Origin of the sequence: Nocardia sp. NPDC003269, from assembly GCF_042888005.1 — a bacterium.
Lineage (GTDB): Bacteria > Actinomycetota > Actinomycetes > Mycobacteriales > Mycobacteriaceae > Nocardia.
In genome coordinates, this window is sequence record NZ_JBIAPA010000003.1 from 1,201,669 (window position 1) to 1,222,955 (window position 21,287).

The 21,287-nt window shown below is 70.4% G+C and carries 21 protein-coding genes; 11 read left to right on the top strand and 10 right to left on the bottom strand.

What is annotated here, in order from left to right:
- Nucleotides 1-4 precede the first annotated feature (4 nt).
- The 6 genes from ACFYWJ_RS25575 to ACFYWJ_RS25600 all read left to right on the top strand — a co-directional run bounded on the left by ACFYWJ_RS25575 (nucleotide 5) and on the right by ACFYWJ_RS25600 (nucleotide 6,999).
- Complete coding sequence (locus tag ACFYWJ_RS25575) at nucleotides 5-640, top strand: hypothetical protein (RefSeq protein WP_355283868.1); 636 nt, start codon at nucleotides 5-7, stop codon at nucleotides 638-640.
- Nucleotides 637-1,938, top strand: coding sequence for a TetR family transcriptional regulator (locus ACFYWJ_RS25580; protein ID WP_355283870.1), 1,302 nt, complete (start codon nucleotides 637-639; stop codon nucleotides 1,936-1,938). The genes ACFYWJ_RS25575 and ACFYWJ_RS25580 overlap by 4 nt, the downstream gene beginning before the upstream one ends.
- Nucleotides 1,939-2,316: 378 nt before the next feature.
- Complete coding sequence (locus ACFYWJ_RS25585) at nucleotides 2,317-3,669, top strand: FAD-dependent oxidoreductase (protein WP_355283873.1); 1,353 nt, start codon at nucleotides 2,317-2,319, stop codon at nucleotides 3,667-3,669.
- A gap of 89 nt (nucleotides 3,670-3,758) precedes the next feature.
- The gene (locus tag ACFYWJ_RS25590; protein WP_355283875.1) at nucleotides 3,759-4,817 is read left to right on the top strand and encodes a lytic murein transglycosylase; all 1,059 of its coding nucleotides are present in this window, start codon (nucleotides 3,759-3,761) and stop codon (nucleotides 4,815-4,817) included.
- Nucleotides 4,818-4,939: 122 nt separating this feature from the next.
- Nucleotides 4,940-6,400, top strand: coding sequence for an alpha-L-fucosidase (locus ACFYWJ_RS25595; RefSeq protein ID WP_355283878.1), 1,461 nt, complete (start codon nucleotides 4,940-4,942; stop codon nucleotides 6,398-6,400).
- Nucleotides 6,400-6,999, top strand: coding sequence for a TetR/AcrR family transcriptional regulator (locus ACFYWJ_RS25600; RefSeq protein WP_355283880.1), 600 nt, complete (start codon nucleotides 6,400-6,402; stop codon nucleotides 6,997-6,999). The genes ACFYWJ_RS25595 and ACFYWJ_RS25600 overlap by 1 nt, the downstream gene beginning before the upstream one ends.
- Nucleotide 7,000: 1 nt before the next feature.
- Here the strand turns inward: ACFYWJ_RS25600 and ACFYWJ_RS25605 are convergent, their stop codons facing one another.
- On the bottom strand, nucleotides 7,001-7,693 hold the full coding sequence (locus ACFYWJ_RS25605) for a TetR/AcrR family transcriptional regulator (RefSeq protein WP_355283883.1): 693 nt from the start codon (nucleotides 7,691-7,693) through the stop codon (nucleotides 7,001-7,003).
- 155 nt (nucleotides 7,694-7,848) lie between these two features.
- Between ACFYWJ_RS25605 and ACFYWJ_RS25610 the strand changes: the two genes are divergently transcribed.
- Both ACFYWJ_RS25610 and ACFYWJ_RS25615 read left to right on the top strand, forming a co-directional pair.
- Nucleotides 7,849-8,283, top strand: coding sequence for a hypothetical protein (locus ACFYWJ_RS25610; protein ID WP_355283884.1), 435 nt, complete (start codon nucleotides 7,849-7,851; stop codon nucleotides 8,281-8,283).
- A 54-nt stretch (nucleotides 8,284-8,337) separates the two neighbouring features.
- Nucleotides 8,338-9,780, top strand: a complete 1,443-nt coding sequence (locus tag ACFYWJ_RS25615) for an amidase (protein ID WP_355283887.1) — start codon at nucleotides 8,338-8,340, stop codon at nucleotides 9,778-9,780.
- Nucleotides 9,781-9,786: 6 nt separating this feature from the next.
- Here ACFYWJ_RS25615 and ACFYWJ_RS25620 read toward each other — a convergent pair whose 3' ends face one another.
- From ACFYWJ_RS25620 to ACFYWJ_RS25650, 7 genes are all read right to left on the bottom strand, one after another.
- Entirely contained in the window at nucleotides 9,787-12,000 is a 2,214-nt protein-coding gene (locus ACFYWJ_RS25620; RefSeq protein WP_355283889.1) for an acyl-CoA dehydrogenase, read from the bottom strand.
- 2 nt (nucleotides 12,001-12,002) lie between these two features.
- On the bottom strand, nucleotides 12,003-12,881 hold the full coding sequence (locus ACFYWJ_RS25625; protein WP_355283892.1) for an SDR family oxidoreductase: 879 nt from the start codon (nucleotides 12,879-12,881) through the stop codon (nucleotides 12,003-12,005).
- A gap of 11 nt (nucleotides 12,882-12,892) precedes the next feature.
- Nucleotides 12,893-13,762 (bottom strand): MaoC/PaaZ C-terminal domain-containing protein, encoded by an 870-nt coding sequence (locus ACFYWJ_RS25630; RefSeq protein WP_355283895.1) that lies wholly within the window; start codon nucleotides 13,760-13,762, stop codon nucleotides 12,893-12,895.
- Nucleotides 13,759-14,199 carry an SRPBCC family protein gene (locus ACFYWJ_RS25635; RefSeq protein ID WP_355283898.1) on the bottom strand — a complete coding sequence of 147 codons (441 nt, stop codon included), beginning with the start codon at nucleotides 14,197-14,199 and terminating at the stop codon, nucleotides 13,759-13,761. The genes ACFYWJ_RS25630 and ACFYWJ_RS25635 overlap by 4 nt, the downstream gene beginning before the upstream one ends.
- 35 nt (nucleotides 14,200-14,234) lie before the next feature.
- Nucleotides 14,235-15,425: a lipid-transfer protein gene (locus ACFYWJ_RS25640; protein WP_355283901.1), complete on the bottom strand. Its 1,191-nt coding sequence runs from the start codon at nucleotides 15,423-15,425 to the stop codon at nucleotides 14,235-14,237.
- A 225-nt stretch (nucleotides 15,426-15,650) separates the two neighbouring features.
- Nucleotides 15,651-15,839 carry a hypothetical protein gene (locus ACFYWJ_RS25645; RefSeq protein ID WP_355283903.1) on the bottom strand — a complete coding sequence of 63 codons (189 nt, stop codon included), beginning with the start codon at nucleotides 15,837-15,839 and terminating at the stop codon, nucleotides 15,651-15,653.
- Nucleotides 15,840-15,938: 99 nt separating this feature from the next.
- Nucleotides 15,939-16,715, bottom strand: coding sequence for an MHYT domain-containing protein (locus tag ACFYWJ_RS25650; RefSeq protein WP_355283905.1), 777 nt, complete (start codon nucleotides 16,713-16,715; stop codon nucleotides 15,939-15,941).
- Between the two features lie 381 nt (nucleotides 16,716-17,096).
- Between ACFYWJ_RS25650 and ACFYWJ_RS25655 the strand changes: the two genes are divergently transcribed.
- A complete protein-coding gene (locus tag ACFYWJ_RS25655; protein ID WP_355283908.1) occupies nucleotides 17,097-18,014 on the top strand; it encodes an aminoglycoside phosphotransferase family protein in 918 nt (305 codons plus the stop codon).
- A 78-nt stretch (nucleotides 18,015-18,092) separates the two neighbouring features.
- Here the strand turns inward: ACFYWJ_RS25655 and ACFYWJ_RS25660 are convergent, their stop codons facing one another.
- Complete coding sequence (locus tag ACFYWJ_RS25660) at nucleotides 18,093-18,311, bottom strand: hypothetical protein (RefSeq protein ID WP_355283910.1); 219 nt, start codon at nucleotides 18,309-18,311, stop codon at nucleotides 18,093-18,095.
- A gap of 149 nt (nucleotides 18,312-18,460) precedes the next feature.
- Between ACFYWJ_RS25660 and ACFYWJ_RS25665 the strand changes: the two genes are divergently transcribed.
- Both ACFYWJ_RS25665 and ACFYWJ_RS25670 read left to right on the top strand, forming a co-directional pair.
- Entirely contained in the window at nucleotides 18,461-19,135 is a 675-nt protein-coding gene (locus ACFYWJ_RS25665; protein ID WP_355283913.1) for a response regulator transcription factor, read from the top strand.
- A complete protein-coding gene (locus ACFYWJ_RS25670; protein WP_355283916.1) occupies nucleotides 19,123-20,433 on the top strand; it encodes a HAMP domain-containing sensor histidine kinase in 1,311 nt (436 codons plus the stop codon). Before ACFYWJ_RS25665 ends, ACFYWJ_RS25670 begins: the two co-directional genes overlap by 13 nt.
- On the opposite strand, the gene ACFYWJ_RS25675 is transcribed toward ACFYWJ_RS25670, so the two are convergent.
- Complete coding sequence (locus tag ACFYWJ_RS25675) at nucleotides 20,402-21,262, bottom strand: haloalkane dehalogenase (RefSeq protein ID WP_355283918.1); 861 nt, start codon at nucleotides 21,260-21,262, stop codon at nucleotides 20,402-20,404. The genes ACFYWJ_RS25670 and ACFYWJ_RS25675 overlap by 32 nt on opposite strands.
- Between the last annotated feature and the right edge of the window lie 25 nt (nucleotides 21,263-21,287).

Sequence of the window (21,287 nt, forward strand, 5' to 3'; positions counted from 1 at the left end):
CACGATGAGCAACGAACCGACCACCACCGACGAGTCCCCCGTCGCCGAGCCGACCGTAGCCGACGCCGAAACGCCCACTGCCGAAACACCATCCACGGCCCCGACGGTGGGGTGGGCGTCGCGCCTGCGGGCGATGGACCGCAGGCGGCTCGGCCTGCGGGGCGCGGCGGCCGTCCTGCTCGGCGCCTCGCTGGCGGCCTCGGTGTTCCTGTTCTTCGAGAACCAGAACACCAAGGACCTGCTGGCGGCCCAGCAGCAGGCGCGCGAGGCCGCCTGCCACTACGGTCCGGTGCTGGCCGACTACGACAGCAAGAAACTCGACGCGTACTTCGCCGCGGTCCTCGACGGCTCGACCGGCGACTGGAAGAAGCAGTTCGAAGCCACCAGCGGGGAACTGCGTGAGGTCCTCACCCAGGGCGAGGTCACCTCGAAGGTCACCGACACCCAGTGCGCGATCCGCACCGGCGACGAGGAGTCCGCCGAGGCGATCGTGGTGATCGGCCAGACCATCTCCAGTCTGGGCACCGAGCACAAGCCCAAGCCGGGGCAGCTGTCCATGGTGCTGCGCCTGCACAACGACAACGGCCGCTGGCTGGTCGAGAAGGTGAACTCCCCGCTGACGACGGCACCCGCCCAGTGACCGAACCCGGCGCGCTATCCCCCCGGCACCGCGGCGGTTCCGCGCGCGCGGCCGAGGGCAGATCGCCGGGCACGCACGCCGACGCGCCGTCCTCGGACGCACCAGCGCGCACGGTCCGGCGCAGGCCCAAGAACCGCAGGGCGCAGATCGCCGCGGAATCGGCGGCGGCGTTCGGCGCGCACGGCTACCACGGCGTGAGCATGGACGACATCGCCCGCAGGCTCGATATCAGTTCGACCGCCCTGTACCGGCATTTCCCGAGCAAGTACGCGCTGTTCCGCGCCGAGCTGCTCCGGTTGTCGGGCCTGGCGCTGCGGGCGGTCGAACTCCCCGAGGAGGCGGCGGGCTGGACGCCACGGCAGCGCCTCGAGCACGTGCTCGCCGCCATCGTCGCCGCGACCATCGCCAACCGGCCCACCGCCGCCCTGGCCCGCTGGGAACGCCGCTATCTGGAACCCGAGGACCTCCGGGCGTTCAGCGATCAGTTCGCCGCGGCGATCGCGAGCCTGCGCGCGCGCATCGGCGAGGTCAGGCCGGAGCTGGACGGGCACGATCGCGCCGTGCGCGCGGTGTCCATCTACGCCGTGATCAGCAGCATCGGCGACCATCACGCGACGGTGCCCGCGAAAACCCTGGCCGCCCTGCTCGGTTCGCTGAGCTGGGCCGTGGTCGACGCCGATCTGTCCGGCCCGCGCACCGCGCCCCGGGTTCGCCGCACCGCCGGCCGCGCGCCCCTGTTCAAGCACGAGTTGCTGCTGCATCGGGCGGTCGAGCTGTTCCACGAGCGCGGATATCCGAATGTCAGCGTGGAGGACATCGCCGCGGCCGCCGAGCTGTCCTCGGCGTCGGCGGTCTACCGCTATCACCGCAGCAAGAGCGATCTGCTGGTCGCGGCGTTCCGCCGGGCGGCCGACCGGGTGTCGGCGGCGATCCGGCCCGCGACCGCCGCCGCGCGCACACCGGCCGCGGCGCTGGGCACGCTGATCGAGCTGTACGTGTCGGGGTCGTTCGACGAACGCGCGCTGACCTTCGTCTACTACGCGGAATTCCGGCACGTGGACCACACCGACCAGGTGACGCTGCGCCATCTCCAGCAGCTGATCGTCACCGAGTGGGCCCGGCTGGTGGTCGCGACCCGGCCGGAGCTGTCGCTCGGCGAGGCCCGCATCCTGGTGCACGCCGCCTTCAGCCTGGTCGTCGACCTCGGACGCACCTTCGGTGACGACGGAATCTGCCCGCAGGACACCGTGATCGGGCTGCTGGAGACCGTTCTGCTCGGCCGTCCGCTGCCGCACTAGGCCCCGCCGCGCCTGCCCGGCGCGCGGCGGCCGGAACCGGCACATCGACTCCGGCCGCCGCGCTTCTCGATCACCCGTTCCCCGCGACAGTGAGTTCGCTGGGCTGCCGCACGGAACGCGTGAGGAGGCACGACGCGCGATCACGCTGTGGCGAGGGGCACTTCCGCCACACACGTCGTCGCCGGGCACTTCGAACAGTACCTCGAGTTCACAGAATTGTCATCAACTTAGGGACGTCGTCGACCGACTCTAAGCCGACTGTGTATCGCTGTTTCGCACTACTTGTTCAGAATCGTCAGTAACATAAGACGCGGGGTATCGACACCCGGCAACGGCGCGCACACGTCGAGGACGGCCGGGCAGACGACTGGACGAGACATGGGAATCAACTGGCAGTCCGCGCGACGTGGCTTCCTGCGATCGACCAACCGCCGGGCGGCGGCCGCGCCGGGCGGGCGCACCGTCGCCGTATTCGGCGCCGGGCTCGCCGGACTGACCACCGCGCACGAACTCGCCGAACGCGGCTTCGCGGTCACCGTCTACGAACGGCGCGGCGTGGCGGGCGGGAAGTGCCGCAGCATCGTCAGCGATCGGGCCCTGCCCGGCGAACACGGCTTCCCCACCTTCTTCGGCTGCCACCGCGACCTGCCCGACACGCTGCGCCGCATTCCGTTCCGCCGCAACCGGAACGGCGTGTACGACAATCTGGTCCGGGTCGACGCGGCGACGATCGCGGGGAGGGGACGCGTCAACTCGACTGTCGCGCTGCCGTTTCCGTTGCCGTCGCGCCAGAGCCCGCGGACGCCACGGCAGTTCGCCGATTCCTTCGCCTCGGTGTTCGAGACGCTGTTCCGTCTGCTCCCGCACGAGGCGCTGTTCGCCGCCGAACGGCTGGCGGTCTACATCTCGAGCTGCGAGGAACGCCGACTCGGCCAGTGGGAACGGATGAGCTGGAGCGAATTCGCGGGCCTGGACAACGCGTCGGCCGAATACCACCGCTTCCTCGGCGACGGTTTCCTCCGCACGCTGATGGCGACGCACGCCCGCGCCTGCAGCGCGCATTCGATCGGCCTGACCGGCGAGGACTTCGTCCGGTCACTGCTGAACCCGGACGACGACCGCGACGACCGGGTGCTCAACGGGCCGACCTCGGCGACCTTCATCCATCCGTGGGTCGCCCACCTGCGCTCGCTCGGTGTCACCTTCGCGTTCGGCGCGCAGCTGTCGGGCTTCGAGACCGACGGCGCGCACATCCGGGCCGCCACGGTGACCGACCACACCGGCGCCGGGCACAGCGTCGAGGCCGACTACTACGTCTGCGCGATCCCGCCGGACAAGGCGACCGCGGTGTTCACCGCACAGTTCTGGCGGACCCCGGTCAGCGATCCCGGCACCCCGGATGTCTCCGACGACGGCGCGGGCTTCCTCCCGAACCCTGGCTCGTGGGCCGACCGACCGGACACGACCACCGCCATCGACAACCTGTTCCTCGCGGGCGACTGGATCCGGACGCGGACGAACGTCGCGTGTCTGGAAGGTGCCAACGAGAGCGGACGGCGGGCGGCGAACGCGGTTCTGCACGTCAGCGGTTCGGCGGCGGGCCGCGTCCCGATCACGCCCCGATTCCGGATGCCGCTGTGGGAGCCGTTGATGCTCGCCGACAGCGCGCTCTATCACGCGGGTCAGCCCCACGCCTTCGATCTGACCGACCGCAGGTATCCGGTGCGCTGATCACGTCGCCACCAGGCCGGACACGGCCACCCGTCCGCACTACCCGATTCCAGGCGGCCCGCACCGGGGCCGCGGAAGGTGTTCACCCCATGCGCTCCGCTCCTCTCGCCGCGACCACGATCCTCGCGGCCGGGCTGCTCGTCACCGGTTCGGCCCGTGTCACCGCACCGGCCGTGCCCGAATTCTTCGCCGCGCCGGCCACTGTCGAATCGCTGCCGACCGAGTCGACCGTCGTCGGACTGCTCGCGCCCACGCCGCCGACGCCGCGCAAGCTGCGGACCGCGACGCCGCCGATCGAGCCGATCGCGGTCGCGGTCACGTCGACCGGTACCACCGGCGGCCTCGGCATCCCCGAGATCGTCCTCGCCGCCTATCGCAATGCCGAGCTGTCCCTGCAATCCTCGGCGCCGGGATGCGGCGTGAGCTGGCACCTGCTGGCGGGCATCGGCAAGATCGAGTCCGATCACGCCGACCGGGGCAACACCGACGCGGAGGGCACCACGCTGCGCCCCATCTTCGGTCCGGCCCTCGACGGCACGCTGCCGGGCAACGAGGTGATCCCCGCCGCCGACGGCGGATTCGTGCGCGCGGTCGGCCCGATGCAATTCCTGCCGAGCACCTGGAGCCGCTACGCCACCGACGGCAACGGCGACGGAACGACGGACCCGCACAATGTGTTCGACGCCGCGCTGGCCGCGGGCCGCTACCTGTGTGCCGACGGCACCGATCTGCGGGACGCCGCGGCGCGGCAGCGTGCGGTGCTGCGCTACAACTACTCGGCGGCCTACGCGGCCGACGTCCTCGGCTGGTCGGAGCGCTACCGCACCGGCGGGGCCCAGGTGCGCGTCGACGTCGTCCTCGACCCGGCGGCACCCACCCGGCCACCGGTCGACACGGCACCCGAGACCCCCTCCCCCGCCGACGAATCCCCACTCGCACTCGAACCCATGGCACCGACCCCGGCCCCGCCGCGTGAACCGGTGATCCTCGTGTCGCTCCCGGTGATCGGTGCCATCGAGTGCGGGATCCTGTGCGGCGAGCAACCCACCGACACCGAACGGCCACCGGCCGACCCCGACCCCACACCGGGTCCGCAGCTCACGCTGCCGCTCGGCGTGGTGATTCCCCTGCCGATGCCACAGGGCTGAACGGGATCTAGCGCGGCCCTGACCTGTGCGAAACCCGCCGAATTGCTCATGTATGCTTATTTTTGCTCACCCGAGCAAATCCGCGGATCGCCGCTCGCCCCGCACGACACCGAGGAGTGCCGATGAGTTACCCGCCGAACCGGCAGGCCCTGGCCCAGCGGCCGGTCCCGGACTGGTACCGCGGGGCCAAGCTCGGCATCTTCGTGCACTGGGGCCCGTACTCGGTGCCCGCCTTCGCCGCACGCGGCACCGCGGACTACACCGCGTTCATGCGTGACCTCACCACCGGCGCGACGACCGCCGACCGGATCCCGTACGCGGAGTGGTACCTCAATTCACTGCGGGTTCCCGGTTCCCCCACCGCGATCCACCATGCCGCCACCTACGGCGACGGTATCGACTACACCGGCTTCCGGCCCCGCTTCGACGCGGCCGCGCGGGCGGTGGACTTCGACGAGTGGGCGGAGCTGTTCACCGGGGCGGGCGCCAGGTATGTCGTCCTGGTGACCCGGCATCTCGACGGATATCCCCTGTGGCCCACGGATATCGGCAATCCGCATATGCCCGCGGACTATCGCGCGTCCCGCGATCTCGTCGGCGACCTGTCGGCCGCCGTGCGGCAGCGGGGCGCGCGGATGGGCCTGTACTACTGCGGCGGCATGAACTGGACCTTCCGGACCACGCCGCTGCGGACCATGACCGATCTGATCCGGCATCAGGCGCTGGGACCCGAATACGCCCGCTACGCCACCGCGCAGTGGCGTGAACTCATCGACACCTACGCGCCGTCGATCCTCTGGAACGACATGGGCTGGCCCGCGGAAGTGGATCCGCACGAGATCGTGGCGCACTACTACGACACCGTCCCCGAGGGGCTGGTGAACGATCGCTGGATGCAACCGAAGCTGCCGGCGAACCGGGTCGCCCGGGCCGCCTATCTGCGCTTCCTGGGCGGGGCGCTGCGGGTGATGGGCGCGCTCGGCAAGCCGATTCCCGACCCGCCCAAGGACTTCCACCACGACTTCACCACCTACGAGTACGCCCCACCCACCGACCCGCCGTCCGGCGCGTGGGAACTGACCAGGGGGTTGGGCAGGTCGTTCGGATACAACGCCGAGGAGACCGCCGCGGACACCCTCACCGGGGCCGAGGTGATCCACCTGCTCGTGGACGTGGTGGCCGGGGGCGGCAATCTCCTGCTCAATGTCGGCCCCGACGGCGACGGGCGGATCCCCGACCTCCAGCGGGCGCCGTTGCGCGCGCTCGGTACCTGGCTCGGGCGCAATGCGGAGGCGATCTACGACACGGTCCCGTGGGAGCGGTCCGCCACCACCACGACGGACGGTCACGCGGTGCGCTTCACCCGTCGTGGCGACACCGTGCACGCGATCGTGCTCGCCGATCAGCCCGCGGGCGCGATCACCCTGCGCGACCTGACGATCCCCGACAGCGCCACGGTCGCCCTGGTGGGCGGGCCACCCGCACCGACCTGGCAACAGCACGGCCCCGACCTGCTCGTCGAGCTACCGGCCCGGGCCGCACCGCAGCGGCACGCCTTCGCACTCGCGATCACGGGGTGGTGATGGCCGGACAGCAGCGGCGTGCGGTGCTCACGATCACCGAACAGGCCCGCCGCGCCCAGATCGTGCGCGCCGCCATCGACACCATCGCCGAGACGGATTACGCCCGTGCCTCTTTCGCGGCCATCGCGCGCCGGGCCGGTCTCAGCAGCACCGGGATGATCTCGTACCACTTCCAGGGCAAACAGGACCTGATCACCGAAGTGATGCGCACGGTCCTGGGCGATTTCGCCGCCTTCGTGGTGGCGCGCACGGCGCCGGGTACCGCCGCCGAGGAACTGGCCGGGTTCCTCCGCGCGAACAGCGAATTCCTGCGCGAGCACCGGCCTCACCTGGTGGCGATGCTGCGCATCCAGGCCGCCGCGCCCGACAGCGCGGACCTGGGCGGACTGGCGGCCGCGGACCGGGCGAAGCTGGCCGAACTGCTGGCCCGCGGGCAGCGCGACGGCGAGTTCCGGGAGTTCGACACCGATCTGCTGGCCGGGTTCGTCCTGTCGCTGCGCAACGGGGTGATCACCCGGGTCGCCGCCGAACCCGATTTCGACCTGGCGGCGTGCACGCGCGAACTGCTCGCCACGGTCCGGGCCGCCACCGAACGGTGAGTCAGTCCTCGGCAGGCGGCGCGACCAGATCCGCCATCGGTGTCAGCGGATTGAGCATCACGCCGACCTTGCGCAGACTGCTGTCCACGATCGCCCAGATCGCTTCCTGGAGATAGGACGACAGCTCGGCGGCGTCCATCGGCTGCATGGCGCGGCTCAGCCAGCGGTTCACACTGCCGTCGACGAAGCCGACCAGACCGAAGGCCATCGGCTCGGCGATCGTCACCGGGGCGGACTGGGCGCGCAGCGCGTTCTCGAACACCTCCCGGACGGTGCCCGCGATGGCGATCTTGGTGCCGGACACGATCGGCGAATTGGGCCGCTTCTCCGCCGCCGACCCGGCACCGAGGAAATAGTGCAGTCGCGGGTTGGCGGCGATCCAGCCCACGTAGGCGTCCACCGAGCGCTCGATGGCCTCGGCGACGGTGCCTTCCGGGTTCAGGGTCGGGGCGAGCACGGCCATCAGGTCGTCGACGATGCGGGCCCGCAGTTGCTCGTCGAGGTCCTGGCGGTCCTTGAACAGCCGGTACAGCACCGACCGCGGCACCTCCGCGAGATCGGCGATCTCCTGCACCCCCACCGAGGCACCCTGGGCCTGCACGGCCGTCAGCGCCGCCGTGAGGATCCGGTCCCGGCGCTCGGCGCGATGCCGGTCCCACCGGCTGGCCCGGCCATCGGCGCGCTGTGCGGTCACGTTCCTCCCATCGGGCACCGGAACGGGGCGATCCGGCCCGGACAGTATCCCAGCCGGGTCCGGCACCCGGCCGACGCGGACTCGGGACAGATCACCGCCGATCGGCGATCCTGGTCTGGTCGGCGAGGATCACCGACGGAGAGGAACCGATCGATATGACGACCGCGTTGGCCGTGATCGCCGCGGCGACATTCTGCTGGCTGGGCATGGTGCTGGCCATCTCGTTCCTGGAGGCGCCGCTGAAATTCCGCGCGCCCGGGGTCACCGTGCCGATCGGGCTCGGCATCGGCAGGCTGGTCTTCCGGGCCCTCAATATCGCCGAACTCGTCCTCGCCGCAACGATTCTCGCCGCGATCCTGGTCGACTCCCCCGGCACCGCGGCCACCCGGACCCTCACGGTGGCGATGGTCGTGTTCGCCGCGCAGGTCGCGGTCGTGCGCCCGCGCCTGACCCGCCGCAGCGACGCCGTGCTCGCCGGTGCCGACGTGCCACGATCGCACAGTCATCTCGCCTATATCGCCCTCGAGGTCGTGAAGGTGCTCGCCCTGCTGGTCGGCGGCATCCTCGTGCTGGCGCACAGCATGCCCTGACCGGCCGCGCCACGTCCGTCGATCGGGTTGACATCGTGCGTAATAATGTAACGCATGAGCTCTGGCCGGATCGGGACGACGATCACCGACGAGTCCGCGATCGGCCTGGCTGCCGCCCTGCGCGCGGGTGAGGTGAGTGCCCGCGCGGTGGTCGATGCCCACATCGCCGTGCTCGAACGCTTCGCCCCGGCGACGAACGCCGTCGTCGTCGAGCGCTACGCGGCCGCGCGCGCCCAGGCCGACGCGGCCGACGCGCAGCTGGCGACCGGACCCGCGACGCTGCCGCCGCTGTTCGGCGTGCCGATCACCGTCAAGGAATCGCTGGCCGTGGCCGGCCTGCCCCACACGGCGGGCGTCCTGGCCCGCAGGCACCTGCGCCCGTCCGCGAACGCGACGGTGGTGCAGCGGGTGCTCGACGCCGGGGCCATCCTGCTCGGGCTGACCAACACCTCCGAGGGCTGCATGTGGATCGAGTCCGACAATCGGGTCTACGGCCGCACCAGCAATGTCCACGACCGGACCCGCACGGCGGGTGGATCTTCCGGCGGTGAGGGCGCGGCGGTGGGCAGCGGCGGGTCCCCGCTGGGCCTGGCCACCGACACACTCGGGTCCATCCGCATTCCGGCGTTCTGCAACGGCGTCTTCGGCCACCGCCCGTCGACCGGCCTGCTGCCGACCACCGGCGCGTGGCCGCCGCCCTACGGCGTCGCCGCCCTCTGCGCGAACGGCCTGATCGCCCGCCGCGCCGAGGATCTGATGCCCCTGCTGCGGATCATGGCCGGTCCGGACGGCGTCGACCCGCTCGCGCGGGAGATGACCCTCGGCGATCCGGCGACCACCTCGCTGGGTGGGGTGCGGGTCGTGCTGCTCGACGGCGCATTCGCCCCCGGCGTCGGCCGGGAGGTGCTCGCCGCGCGTGATCGCGCGGCCGCCGCGCTGGCGAGCGCGGGCGCCGAGATCGTCCGAGTCAGGACGGAATCGCTGCGGATGATCGGGCTGTTCACCACCATGGTGCTCGCCAAGGAGACCGGCATCAGCTTCGCCGAGATCATGCGCGGCGAGGGCGCCGACATCCTGGCCCCACGGCAGCTCGCGGGCCTGCCCGGCGACCATACCCTGCCCACCCGGCTGCTCGCGCTCGGCGAACTGCTCGCCGCTCGCGTGCCCGCCGGACCGGCCCGGCGGATCACCGGCGCCGCTCATGCGGCCGCCGCCGAGATCGCCGACACCATCGGCGACGGTCTGCTCCTGCATCCCACACTCACCTCCGTCGCGCCGCGCCACGGTCGCACCACCGGGCAGCCGTGGCGTACCGACGCGGTCGCCCCGTTCAGCCTCGCCGGGCTGCCGGTGACCCAGGTTCCGCTGGGCCGGGGCACGCACGGGCTGCCGCTGGGTGTGCAGGTGGTCGCGGGTGCGGGCCGCGACCACCTGTCGATCGCCGCGGCCCTCACCCTCCAGGACGCCTTCGGCGGGTGGGTGCGGCCACGGCCGTGACCGCGCTCAGGCGGTCACCGAGGCGTCCCTCGGCAGGCCGAGCATCCGCTCACCGATGACATTGAGCTGCACCTCGGTGGTGCCACCGTAGATGGTGGTGGCGCGACCGGCGATCAGCTGTTCCATCGCGTGATCGCTGCGCTCGCCCGGCACCGAGACCACCCCCGCGACCCCGAGCTCGGCGACGACGAACTCCGAGATCGCCTGTCCCAGACCCATTCCCAGCAGCTTGCCGACGCTGGACGTGGTCGACACATCGATGCCCGAGAGCTGCTTGAGCACCACCCGCGACCCGATCACGTCCACCGCCCGGCTCTCGGCCATCAGCTCGCCGACGTGATACCGCGCCACCGGCGAGAGCTCCCGGCCCATCGCGAACCGCAGCAGATCGGTGTCGGTCGCGTAGGCCTCCATCTTCTGGCTCAGCGCCACCCGCTCACCGGCCAGCGTCGTACGGGCCACGTGCCAGCCGTCGTCGACCGCCCCGACCACGTTCGCGTCGGGGATGAACACATCGTCCAGGAACACCTCGTTGAACAGCGCCGATCCGGTCATCTCCCGGAGCGGCCGCACGGTGATCCCCGGGGTCGACATGTCCAGCACGAAGTAGGTGATGCCCTCGTGCTTGGGTTTGTCCGGGCTGGTGCGGGCGATCAGCATCGCCCAGTCGGCGAACTGCGCGACCGTGGTCCAGATCTTCTGGCCGGAGATCCGCCAGCCACCGTCGACCTTGGTGGCCTTGGTGGTCAGGCTCGCCAGGTCCGACCCCGCGCCCGGCTCGCTGAACAGCTGGCACCACACCAGTTCCCCGCGCAGGGTCGGCACGACCAGTTCCCGCTTCTGCCGTTCGTCACCGTGCGGGACGATCGCGCCGACCGCCCAGGTGCCCATCAGCAGCTGCGGCATCGGAATCCCCGAGGCCCTGATCTCCTGCGAGATCACCACCTGCTCGAGCGGCGACGCCGACCGGCCGTAAGGACGCGGCAGGTGCGGCAGGTTCCAGCCGCCGTCACCGAGGGCGACCAGCTGCTCGTCCTCGTCGTCGATCGCGGCGATCACCGCGAGTTCCGCGCGGATCCCGGCCCGGATCTGTTCGGCCTCGGCGGGCAGTTCCAGCTCGCTCGACAGCGTCGCGCCCGACAGCGCGTAGCCCGCGACCGTCTCGGCCCGTTCGTCCCGTGCCCCGAGCTGTCCCCGCAGCGCGAGTGCGCGCCGGTAGTACAGGTGCGCGTCGTGCTCCCAGGTGAAGCCGATGCCGCCGTGGACCTGGATGCAGTCCTGGGCCACCTGAACCGCGGCGTCGGGAATGATCAGCGCGGCGACCGCGGCCGCGTAGTCGGCGTTCTCGTCGTCGCGATCGAGCGCGAACGCGGCGTCCCACAGGACCGCCCGCGCCTTCTCCAGCGCGATGCCCATGTGCGCGCACTTGTGCTTGACACCCTGGAACTGCCCGATCGGCCTGCCGAACTGCACGCGGGTCTTGGCGTACTCCGCCGCGGTGGAGACACACCACGACATCGCCCCGACCGCCTCGGCGCCCAGCACCACCGCCGCCACCGAGCGCACCCGCGCCGCGGACACCGCGAGCACCCGCTCGGCGGGGACCTCGACCGCATCCGCGTGCAGCCGGGCCGCGCCGCGCAGCACGTCGACGGAATCCTGTGCGCTCACGGCCAGTTCGACGTTCTCGAACGCCACCCACCGCAGGTCACCGTCCACGGTGACCGGCGCGAGGACGACATCCGCCGACACCGCCCCGGTCACGCCGTCGGCCGTCCCGTCGACGATCAGCGCGCCGTCACGCAGCACACCCGTCAGCCCCGACGACAGGGCGACCGCGCCGGTGCGCGAGCCGTCGGCCAGCCCGGGCAGCTGGGCCCGCGCCCACGCCCCGCCGTCCTGGGCGAGCACCGCGCCGGCCAGCACGGTCGGCACGAACGGACCGGTGTGCAGACCGCGGCCGAGCGGTTCGAGCGCGACGGCCAGGGTGAGCAGACCCGCCCCCTGTCCGCCCAGATCCTCGGGCACATGCAGACTCAGCAGATCCTGGGCGACGAGCGCGTCCCAGTACGGCAGCTGCTTGCCCGCCTCGGTGGATTCGACGGCCGCGCGGACGATCTCGGCGGTGACGGTGCGCTCGACGAATCCGCCGACCGCGTCGGCGAGGGCCAGGTGGTCCTCGCTGACGCCGACGCCGAGCTCGTAGCTGTTGCGTGCCATGACTAGCTGGTCTCCTTCAGCCGGGCGGCGACCTCGTCGATGGTCCACGGGCCGTCGGTCTCGACCGTGCGCACGTCGTGCCACCCGGCCAGTTCGACGATCGCGCCGCCCTGCACCGCGAACACCTTGCCGGTGAGCGGGCAGTCGGCCTCGGCCAGGTGCGCGACCAGCGGTGAGATATTGGCGGGGGCGAACGCGTCGAACTCACCCTCGGGGACCTCGGCGGCGAACAGCGCCCCCATGCCCGGGGTCGCCAGCGTCAGCCGGGTGCGGGCGATCGGGGCGATCGCGTTGACCCGCACGCCGTAGCGCTCGAGTTCGTCGGCGGCCACCAGCGTCAGCGCGGCGATGCCCGCTTTCGCCGCGCCGTAGTTGCCCTGGCCCGCGTTGGGCATGAACGTCCCCGAGGCCGAGGCGGTGTTGATCACCGAGGCCGCGACCGGAGTGCCCGCCTTGGCCTGCGCCTTCCAGTACGCCGCGGCGTGGTGCAGGGTGGCGGCGTGACCCTTGAGGTGCACGGCGATGACGGCGTCCCACTGGGACTCCGCCATCCCCGCGATGAACGCGTCGCGCAGGATGCCGGCGTTGTTGACCAGCACATCGAGCGAGCCGTACTCGCTGATCGCCTGGTCGACAAGGGCTTTCGCGCCGTCCCACGTAGCGATGTTGTCGGTGTTGGCGACCGCCCGGCCGCCGGCGGCGACGATCTCGTCGACCACCTGCTGGGCGGGACCGGCGTCGCTGCCGGAACCGTCGTTGGCGCCGCCGAGATCGTTGACCACGACCTGCGCGCCCTCGCGTGCGAACAGCAGCGCGTGTTCGCGGCCGATACCGCGTCCGGCGCCGGTGACGACGGCGACGCGACCGTCAAGTTTTCCCATGAGTCTGTCTCCTAGTTGAATTCGACGCGGCCGTCGGTGATGGCGATCTGCCCGGCGGCTTCGGTCTCGAAGGCGTAGGCGGTGACACCCGGCGCGGAGTCGGTGCGCCACAGGGTCGTGGTGATGTCCTGGCCCGGCAGCACCGGCTTGGCGAAGCGCACGGCGAGCCGGCGCAGGCGCGCGGTGTCCCCCTCGGCGAGTTCGGTCAGTGCCGCCCAGGACGTGAACGCCATGGTGCACAGGCCGTGGTTGATGATGCCGGGAAGCCCGGTCATACGGGCGATCTCGTCGTCGAGGTGGATCGGCATGGGATCGCCGGAGGCGGGCGAGTAGCGGAAGGTCTGGTCCTGGTCGATGCGGGCGGTGACCCGCGCGACCGGCTCCCCGGCCCGATCGGCGTCGGTGATCCGATGATCGGGAGCGGGCTCCCCTTCACCGGGCCCGGCGTCGACCTTGCGGAAGAAGGCGGTCATCCACTGTTCGTTGACGAGTTCGCCTGCTGCGTCGCGTGTTTCGGCGTAGACCACCACGGTCGAGCCGTTGGGCCTGCCCACGTAGCCGATCGGTTTGGCCCGCACCACCAGGTCGTCACCGGCCCGGATCGGGCGATGGAACCGGAAGTCCTGCTCGCCGTGGACCAGCTTCATCAGCAGCTCCACCGGCGCCACCGACAGGGCGGCGGGCGCCATCGAGGTGAACACCGGGACCACCGCGAACACCGGCGGCGCGATCTCGCCGCCGCGGTGCGCCTCGATCGGATCATTGGTCGCCGCCGCGTATTCCGCGATCCGTTCGGCGGTGACCGTGAAGCGCTCGGGGTCGGTCCACTCCCCCAGGCCGGAGCCGTCGAAGACGACTCCGGCCGATTCCGAGGTGGTCACGCGGCCGAGCCGACGAGCTCGGTGAACTTGGCCATCGACTCCTTCAGGTCGGCCTCGGCGTGCTTGGCGACGGCCTTGCCGATCGGGCCGACGATCATCGTGCCCTTGAAGCTCGCGTCGAAGACCGCGCTCGAGCCGGTGGCCGTCGGCTCCACCTTCAACGCGAATTCGACCGTGACGCCGGCCATGCCGGTGCCGGTGATCTTGAGGTAGGTGTTCGGGTCGACCTCGGCCACGGTCCACTCGATCTTGTTGGCCATGTTCATCACCGACACGACCTCGATGAACCGCGCGCCCGCGGTCAGCTCGGCGGGCAGCTCGCTGCGCCAGCCCTGGTGGATGGTCAGCCAGTCCGCCCAGTTCGCCAGATCGCTCAGGCGCGCCCACGCCTGCTCGGGGGTGACGGGAAGATCGGTGGAAACGCTCACAGACGCCATGGGGTTTACTCCTCGATGATTTGTGGGGGGTGGGATCAGCGGACAGCCGGGCGGTAGGCGGTCACCACTACCGCGCCGCCGAGACCGATGTTGTGCTGCAGGGCGACGCGCGCGCCGTCGACCTGGCGGGCGTCGGCGGTGCCGCGCAACTGCCAGGTGAGCTCGCTGCACTGGGCCAGACCGGTCGCGCCCAGCGGGTGACCCTTCGAGATCAGGCCGCCGGACGGGTTGACGACCCAGGTGCCGCCGTAGGTGGTGGCGGCGTCGTCGACGAGGCGGCCGCCCTCGCCCGGCGCGCACAGGCCCAGCGCCTCGTAGGTCAGCAGTTCGTTGGTGGAGAAGCAGTCGTGCAGCTCGATGACATCGACGTCCTCGGGACCGATCCCGGCCTGCTCGTACACCTTCAGCGCCGCGGTCCGCGACATGTCGGAGCCGACCAGATTGATCGCGGTCGGATCGGTGAAGGTGGACTGGAGATCGGTGACCATGGACTGCCCGACCATCTCCACCGCGCGATCGGCCAGCCCGTGGCGATCGACGAAGGCCTCGTTGGCGAGGATCACCGCGCCGGAGCCGTCGGAGGTCGGCGAGCACTGCAGCTTGGTGAGCGGGCCGTAGATCTGCTTGGCCGCGAGCACTTCGTCGAGGCTGTATTCCTTCTGGAACTGCGCGTACGGGTTGTTCACCGAATGCTTGTGGTTCTTCACGCCGATCTTGGCGAACTGCTCGGCAGTGGTGCCGTAGCGCTCCATGTGCTCCTTGCCCGCGGCGCCGAACATGTAGGGCGCGGGCGGCATCGCGAACTCCTGCAGCTCGGCCAGCGCCAGCAGATGCCGCATCATCGGCTGCTCGCGGTCGTCGAAAGTCGAACCGAGCGAGCCCTTCTGCATCTTCTCGAAGCCGAGGGCGAGCGTGCATTCGGCCAGCCCACCGCGAATCGCCTGCGCCGCCAGGTACAGCGCGGTCGACCCGGTCGAACAGTTGTTGTTGACGTTCACCACCGGGATGCCGGTGAGGCCGAGCTCGTAGACCGCGCGCTGACCCGAGGTGGACTCGCCGTAGACATAGCCGACATAGGCCTGCTCGACCAGCCGGTACTCGATCCCGGCGTCGGCGAGCGCCTTCGTGCCCGCCTCCCTGGCCATGTCGGGGTAGTCCCACTCCCGTTCGCCCGGCTTCTCGAACTTCGTCATGCCGACGCCGACGACGAACACCTTCTGTGTCATGTACGCACTCCTGTGTGCCGCGCGTCCCCGGTATGTGGGACACGGTGTCCCTGCAATTTAGGTTGGACATCGCGTCCAGGTCAATACCTCGAACGGAACCAGATCTGGGCACGGCAGAACGGCAGGCCTGCCGGAAATGGCGATGACCTGCGCGGATTTAGTGAGTCAGGAGTCCCGGATAGATGGGCGCGGGATGACAAGTCCCCGAGAGGGACCGGAAGTGAACTAGTCGACCAGCGGGTCGACGGGGATGCCTTCGACGGCACGCAGCCGCTCGGCGAATCCGATCAGGATCTCGTGCGACTCGGTCGAGAGGCCGTCGACCAAGGCGATGAAGCGATCGAAGCAGGGATCGGAGAACGGTCTGCGCCGGCCGACGACGACCCGAGCACCGATCGGAACACTCGACGACATCCGCACTCCCTGGGCGCAGCAGCGAACCTCACCCGACCGCCTGCTGCCCCGGCGATCGAGCCGAAGGAAAACTAACATAGCTGAGCGTTTGCGGATACCTCAGCGGCGAGATCGCGGTGTCGTATTCCACCGCATCTTCGGCAGCGCGTCCTCGTTCTCGATCTCGGACAGGCTCACGCTGATCAGCACGAGCATGGTCACCATGCTGATGATCCCGATCAGCGGCCCGAGCAACTGCATCGCCTGCACGCCCGGCGGCGGCGCCAAGGTGTGATGCCCCTCGTGCGCGCGCATCGCGGCCATGCCGGTGTAGTGCATCCCGCAGACCGCGACACCCATGATCATCGCCGCGCCGACCGTCGCCAGGAATCCCTTGACGCGCAGGGTGAACCACAGCGCCACGATGGAGGCGACCACCGCGATCACCATCGACGCCGCGACCAGCCACGGATCGTAGGAGATGACCGCATGGGACTTCATCGCGTACATGCCGGCGTAGTGCATGGCACCGACCCCGAGCCCGGCGATGGTGCCGCCGCCGATCAGCGACGCGAGCGTTGGTTGCGGCTTGTTCACCATGAACAGCCCGATCCCGACGACGATCATCGCCGTCACCGCGCTGAACAGCGTGAGCGGAACGTCGTAGCGGATCTCCGAGCCCGCGATGGAGAAGCCGAGCATGGCGATGAAATGCATGACCCAGATACCGGTTCCACCGATGGCGACCGCGGCGCTGATCAACCAGCCGGCGCGCCCCCTGCCCGCATTGCGTCCACGGGCCGCGCACTGCAGGCCGAGCAGGCAGCCGAGAAAGGACATGAAGTAGGCGAGAACGGGGGTGATCCAGCCATAGGAGAAGTGATAGATGTCGAGCACGCCGTGAAACCCTCGCATCGGTGTCGCAGCCCTGCTGCGGCACAACGAAATCCGACCTGCGGTGAGAGTACTGGACTTCTGGCAAATTTCCAGCACTTGGACGTTCGTCCAGGCAGTTGCTTTCGTCACATACGGCTTTGATCAGTGAATATGTGACGGCATGCATCCTTGCTCGGGCTAACTACTGCCGGGATTTCGTCCGCGATTCGCCAGAAATCCATCGCATGGAAACCTACCGGCATTCGATCAGCAATTCACTGTAACAACCGCTCGATTACGCAGGTGCCCCACATATTCCACTGTTGCGGAACATGTTTCACGCCGCCGTGCGATAGATTGCCGACAATCGAATCGACACGTTCATCGGAGGACCGTGGCACAGTGCGCAGCGCCGAGCGGCATCGCCGGATGATCGCGGTACCCGCGGCGTTCGCGGGCAAGCACGTCGACGGCCAGGGACGCGCCTGGCTCGCGGCCCTGCCGGGCATGGTCGAGGACCTGCTCGACCTCTGGTCGTGCGTCCCCGACGGCCCGACGATGCACGGCGAGGTCGGGATCGTGGTGCCGGTCCGGCCGCGCGCGCTGCCGCCCGCGGTCATCAAGATCTCGTACCCGCGTCCCGACATCCGCCACGAACCCGATGCCTTCACGGTGTGGAACGGCCGCGGCGCCGTCCACCTCCACGAGCGCGACGACGACCGGTGCGCGATGCTGCTCGAGCGCGCGGGCGCCACGCTCGCCACCGTGACCGACCCCGAGAAGGCCATCGCGATCCAGGGCGCGCTCACCCGGCGGCTGGCTGTCGAAGCTCCCGCCGGACTCCCCCGGCTCAGCGATCAGGCGAGGGACTGGGCGCGCTCGATCCGGGCCACCACGGCGACCCTGGGTGACCCGCTGCCCGGCCGAGTCGTCGACGCGGCGCTGGCCACGCTCCGCGACCTCGGGCCCGACCAGCCGAACCTGCTGGTGCACGGTGACCTGCACGATGCCAATGTGCTGGCGTCCGAGCGGGAACCATGGCTGGCGATCGACCCCAAGTGCGTGGTCGGCGATCCCGCCCGCGACGCGCTCGATGTCATCCGGAGTCCCCGATTCGACCGCGAACTCCGGGCGGCGAACCCGAAGGCGAGAATTCTGCGCCTGCTCGATATCTATTGTGACGCGGCCGAGCTCGACCCGGTGCGGGTGCGCCGCTGGACGCAGGCGGGCGCGGTGCGGGAGGCACTGTGGGGGCGGGTCGACGGCGATCCAGGGTGGCTGGTGTTCGCGACCGATCAGCTCGCCGAAGCGCTCACCTGAGCGTCTTCGCGAAACAGGTCGGCCCTCGATGTCTCGGGGAGTCGACATCGAGGGCCGCCGCGCGCGGGCTGACCGGGGTCAGTAGGTGTAGAGGTCCCAGCCGCCGATGACCTCGACGCACTCCCACTGCGCACCACCGGTGCTCGGCGAGTTGCCGTCGGCGGCGCAGGCTTCGTAGGTGGCGTAGGTGCCGACGTAGCCGCTCAGCATCGGAGCGGGGGCGGCCGAGGCCAGGCCGGCGCCCGCGACGGAGGCGGCGGCGATCGCGGTGGCGGCGATCACGGACTTGATGCTCATGGGTGTTCCTTTCGTACCGGCCCGGTCGTTTCCGGGCCGGGATCAGAGAACCAAAGCGCGCGTGAGGATTTCATGAGGCGCGGTGATGAGCTTTTCGTGATGCCGCGATGACGCCGGGCCTGCCGGGGGTTGCCTTACGCTCGCTTCTCGTGCGTGTGCTGGTGGTGGAGGACGACGAGGGACTGGGCCGGGAGATCGCGACGGGGCTGCGGGCCGCCGGATTCGCGGTCGATCTGGTGCATCTGCTCGTCGACGCCGATGTGAACATCTCGGTGAACAGCTACGACGTGCTCGTCGTCGACCGTGGCATGCCCGACGGCGACGGCCTCCAGTTGCTCGGCGCGCTGCGCTCGCGCGGCTGCCGGATCCCGGCGCTGGTCCTCACCGCACGCGACGGATTGTCCGACCGGATCGCCGGTTTCGAGCACGGCGCCGACGACTATCTCAGCAAGCCCTTCGCGCTCGCCGAACTGGCCGCGCGGGTGCGGGCGCTGTGCCGCCGCCGCGACCACCCGCTCCCGGCGCTGCTGCGGCTGGGCGATATCGAGATCGATCTGCCGCGTCGCCGGGTGCAGCGGGCGGGCATCCTGCGTTCGCTGACGCCCAAGGAGTTCGCGGTGCTGGAACTGCTGGCGACCCGGGCAGGCACGGTGGTGTCGCGCTCGGAGCTGATCGAGGCGTGCTGGGACGAGATGGCCGAACCGAATTCGAATGTGGTCGACGCGGTGATGGCCGGATTGCGCCGCAAACTCGGACCGCCGCAGGTGATCGACACCGTCCGCGGCGCGGGCTTCGTCCTCGGTGGCGTCGCGTGCGTGTCCTGATCTCCACCTCCGACGCGCGTCCCGCGGTGGCCCGGCTGCACCGCACCCGGGTGCAGCTCACGGTCTTGATCACCGCGATCACGACGCTGTGCATGATCGTGCTCGGCCTGGTGGCCGCGGTGATCGACGCGCGTTCTCGGGACCAGGCTCTCGACGGCGCCCTCGACCGGGTGCTGACCGGACTGGCGCCGCGGGTGTATCTGAACGACGACGATTCGGTCGACGCCTCCGACCTGCCCAGCGATCAGCTCGTCGGCGGTGAGATCGCCATCCTGGTACTGACCCCGGACGGTACCGGCGGGTGGACCGTCCACTACGGCCATCTGCGCTCGCATATGCCCGCCGAGTCGGGGATCGCGGCCACCGCCGACGCCGCGACGCGCGCGGCGGGCGACACGGTGTACCGGGACTCGATCGACAGCGCGGGCCGCCGGGTGCGCTTGGCGACGGCGGTGTTCGGCTGGGAGGACTCCGATCGGGAAGTCGTGCTGATCACCGGCGCGGACCCGGACGGCTGGGACCGGGGACGCGCACTGCTGTGGTGGGCGCTGATCGTCGGCGGCACGGTGATGGTGGCGGCGTCGGCGGTCGGCGGGCATCTGCTGTCGGGGCGCAGCATGCGCCAGGCGCTGGTGCTGCTCGACGATCAGGAGCGCTTCCTGTCCGACGCCGCGCACGAACTGCGCACCCCGCTCGCCACCCATCGCCTGGCGACCGCGCCGGGCAGGCGCACGCAGGCCGAGGCCGAACAGGTGCTGGCCGATGTGCACGCGCTCGGCGCGAAGATGGAACGGGTGGTGACCGGGCTGCTCGCCCGGGCGCGCATGCAGTCCGGGGTCACCACGATGGAGCGGGTGCAGCTGCTGCTCGACCAGCTGACCGAGTCGGTGGTCGACGAGTTCGACAACCCGCGCCTCGTCCTCCAGCCGAATCCGACCGTCGTGATGGGTGATCCGCACCTGCTCGCGCTGGCGATCCGCAACCTGGTGGAGAACGCGCTCACCCACGGCGCGGTCAATCCGCGCGCGCCGGTGGAGATCTACGTCGGCGAGGGCCGGGTCTGCGTCCGCGACCACGGCACCGGTCTGGCGCCGCGGCTGTCGTCGAACCCGTTCGACCGTGGTGTCACCGCGGGGCGCGGCAGCGGTATCGGTCTGGCGCTGGTGGCGTGGATCGCCGAATTGCACGGTGGTACCGCCACGATCGAGCCGGTGGCGGGTGGCGGGACGATCGCGACGCTGCTGCTGCCGCCACCCACCGCCGTGCCTACGGGAACCGCTTCGCGATCGCGGCCGTGATCGTCTCCGGATCGTGTTCCTGGATGAAGTGCCCGGCGCCCGCGAGTTCGATCACCTCGAGGTCGCTGAAGGTGGCCCGGATGCGCGGCAGATACGCCTTCGGACGAAAGGCCATGTCCCGCATGCCCCACACCGCCAGGGTCGGCTTGTCGCCGAGCAGTTCCGGCACCTCCCGGCCCAGCCGCTCCAGGAGCGGCCGCGCGGCGCGAATCTCCTTGGGTGTCGCGGCCAGACCGCACCGGGCCTGCGCGGTGGGCTGCACCGCGCGGTAGTGCTCGGCTTCGAGGGGCGTGAGGACGCGCCCCAGTTCGGCGAGCAGGACGCGTTCGACGAGGAAGTTCTGTTCCAGGATCCGGCGCTGCATCGGACGGCTGTTCATGATCACGCTGAACGCCCGGTTGACCAGCGCCTCGGTCGGCCAGAACAGGGTGTTGCCCAGCACGATCCCGCGCACCCGGTCCGCGCGGGTGACGGCCGCGCCCAGGCCGATCGGGCCGCCCCAGTCGTGGCCCATCACCACGAAGCCGTCGAGCTGGAGGTGATCGATCAGCTCGCCGAGGACCGCGGTGTGCTCGGCGACGGTGTAGCCGTATCCCGCAGGGCGCTCCGACAATCCGAAGCCCGGGTTGTCGACGGCGATACAGCGGTACCGATCGCGCAGGCCGGCCACGAGGTGGCGGTACAGGAAACTCCACGCCGGCGCCCCGTGACAGAACAGGATCACCGGACCGGACCCCTCGTCGAGGTAGTGCACCCGCCCGGCGGACGAGTCGAACCACCGCGACTCGAACGGGTACAGCGACTTGTCGGGAACGAAATCGATGAGCACGTGCAGTCTCCCCCTCGGACACCAG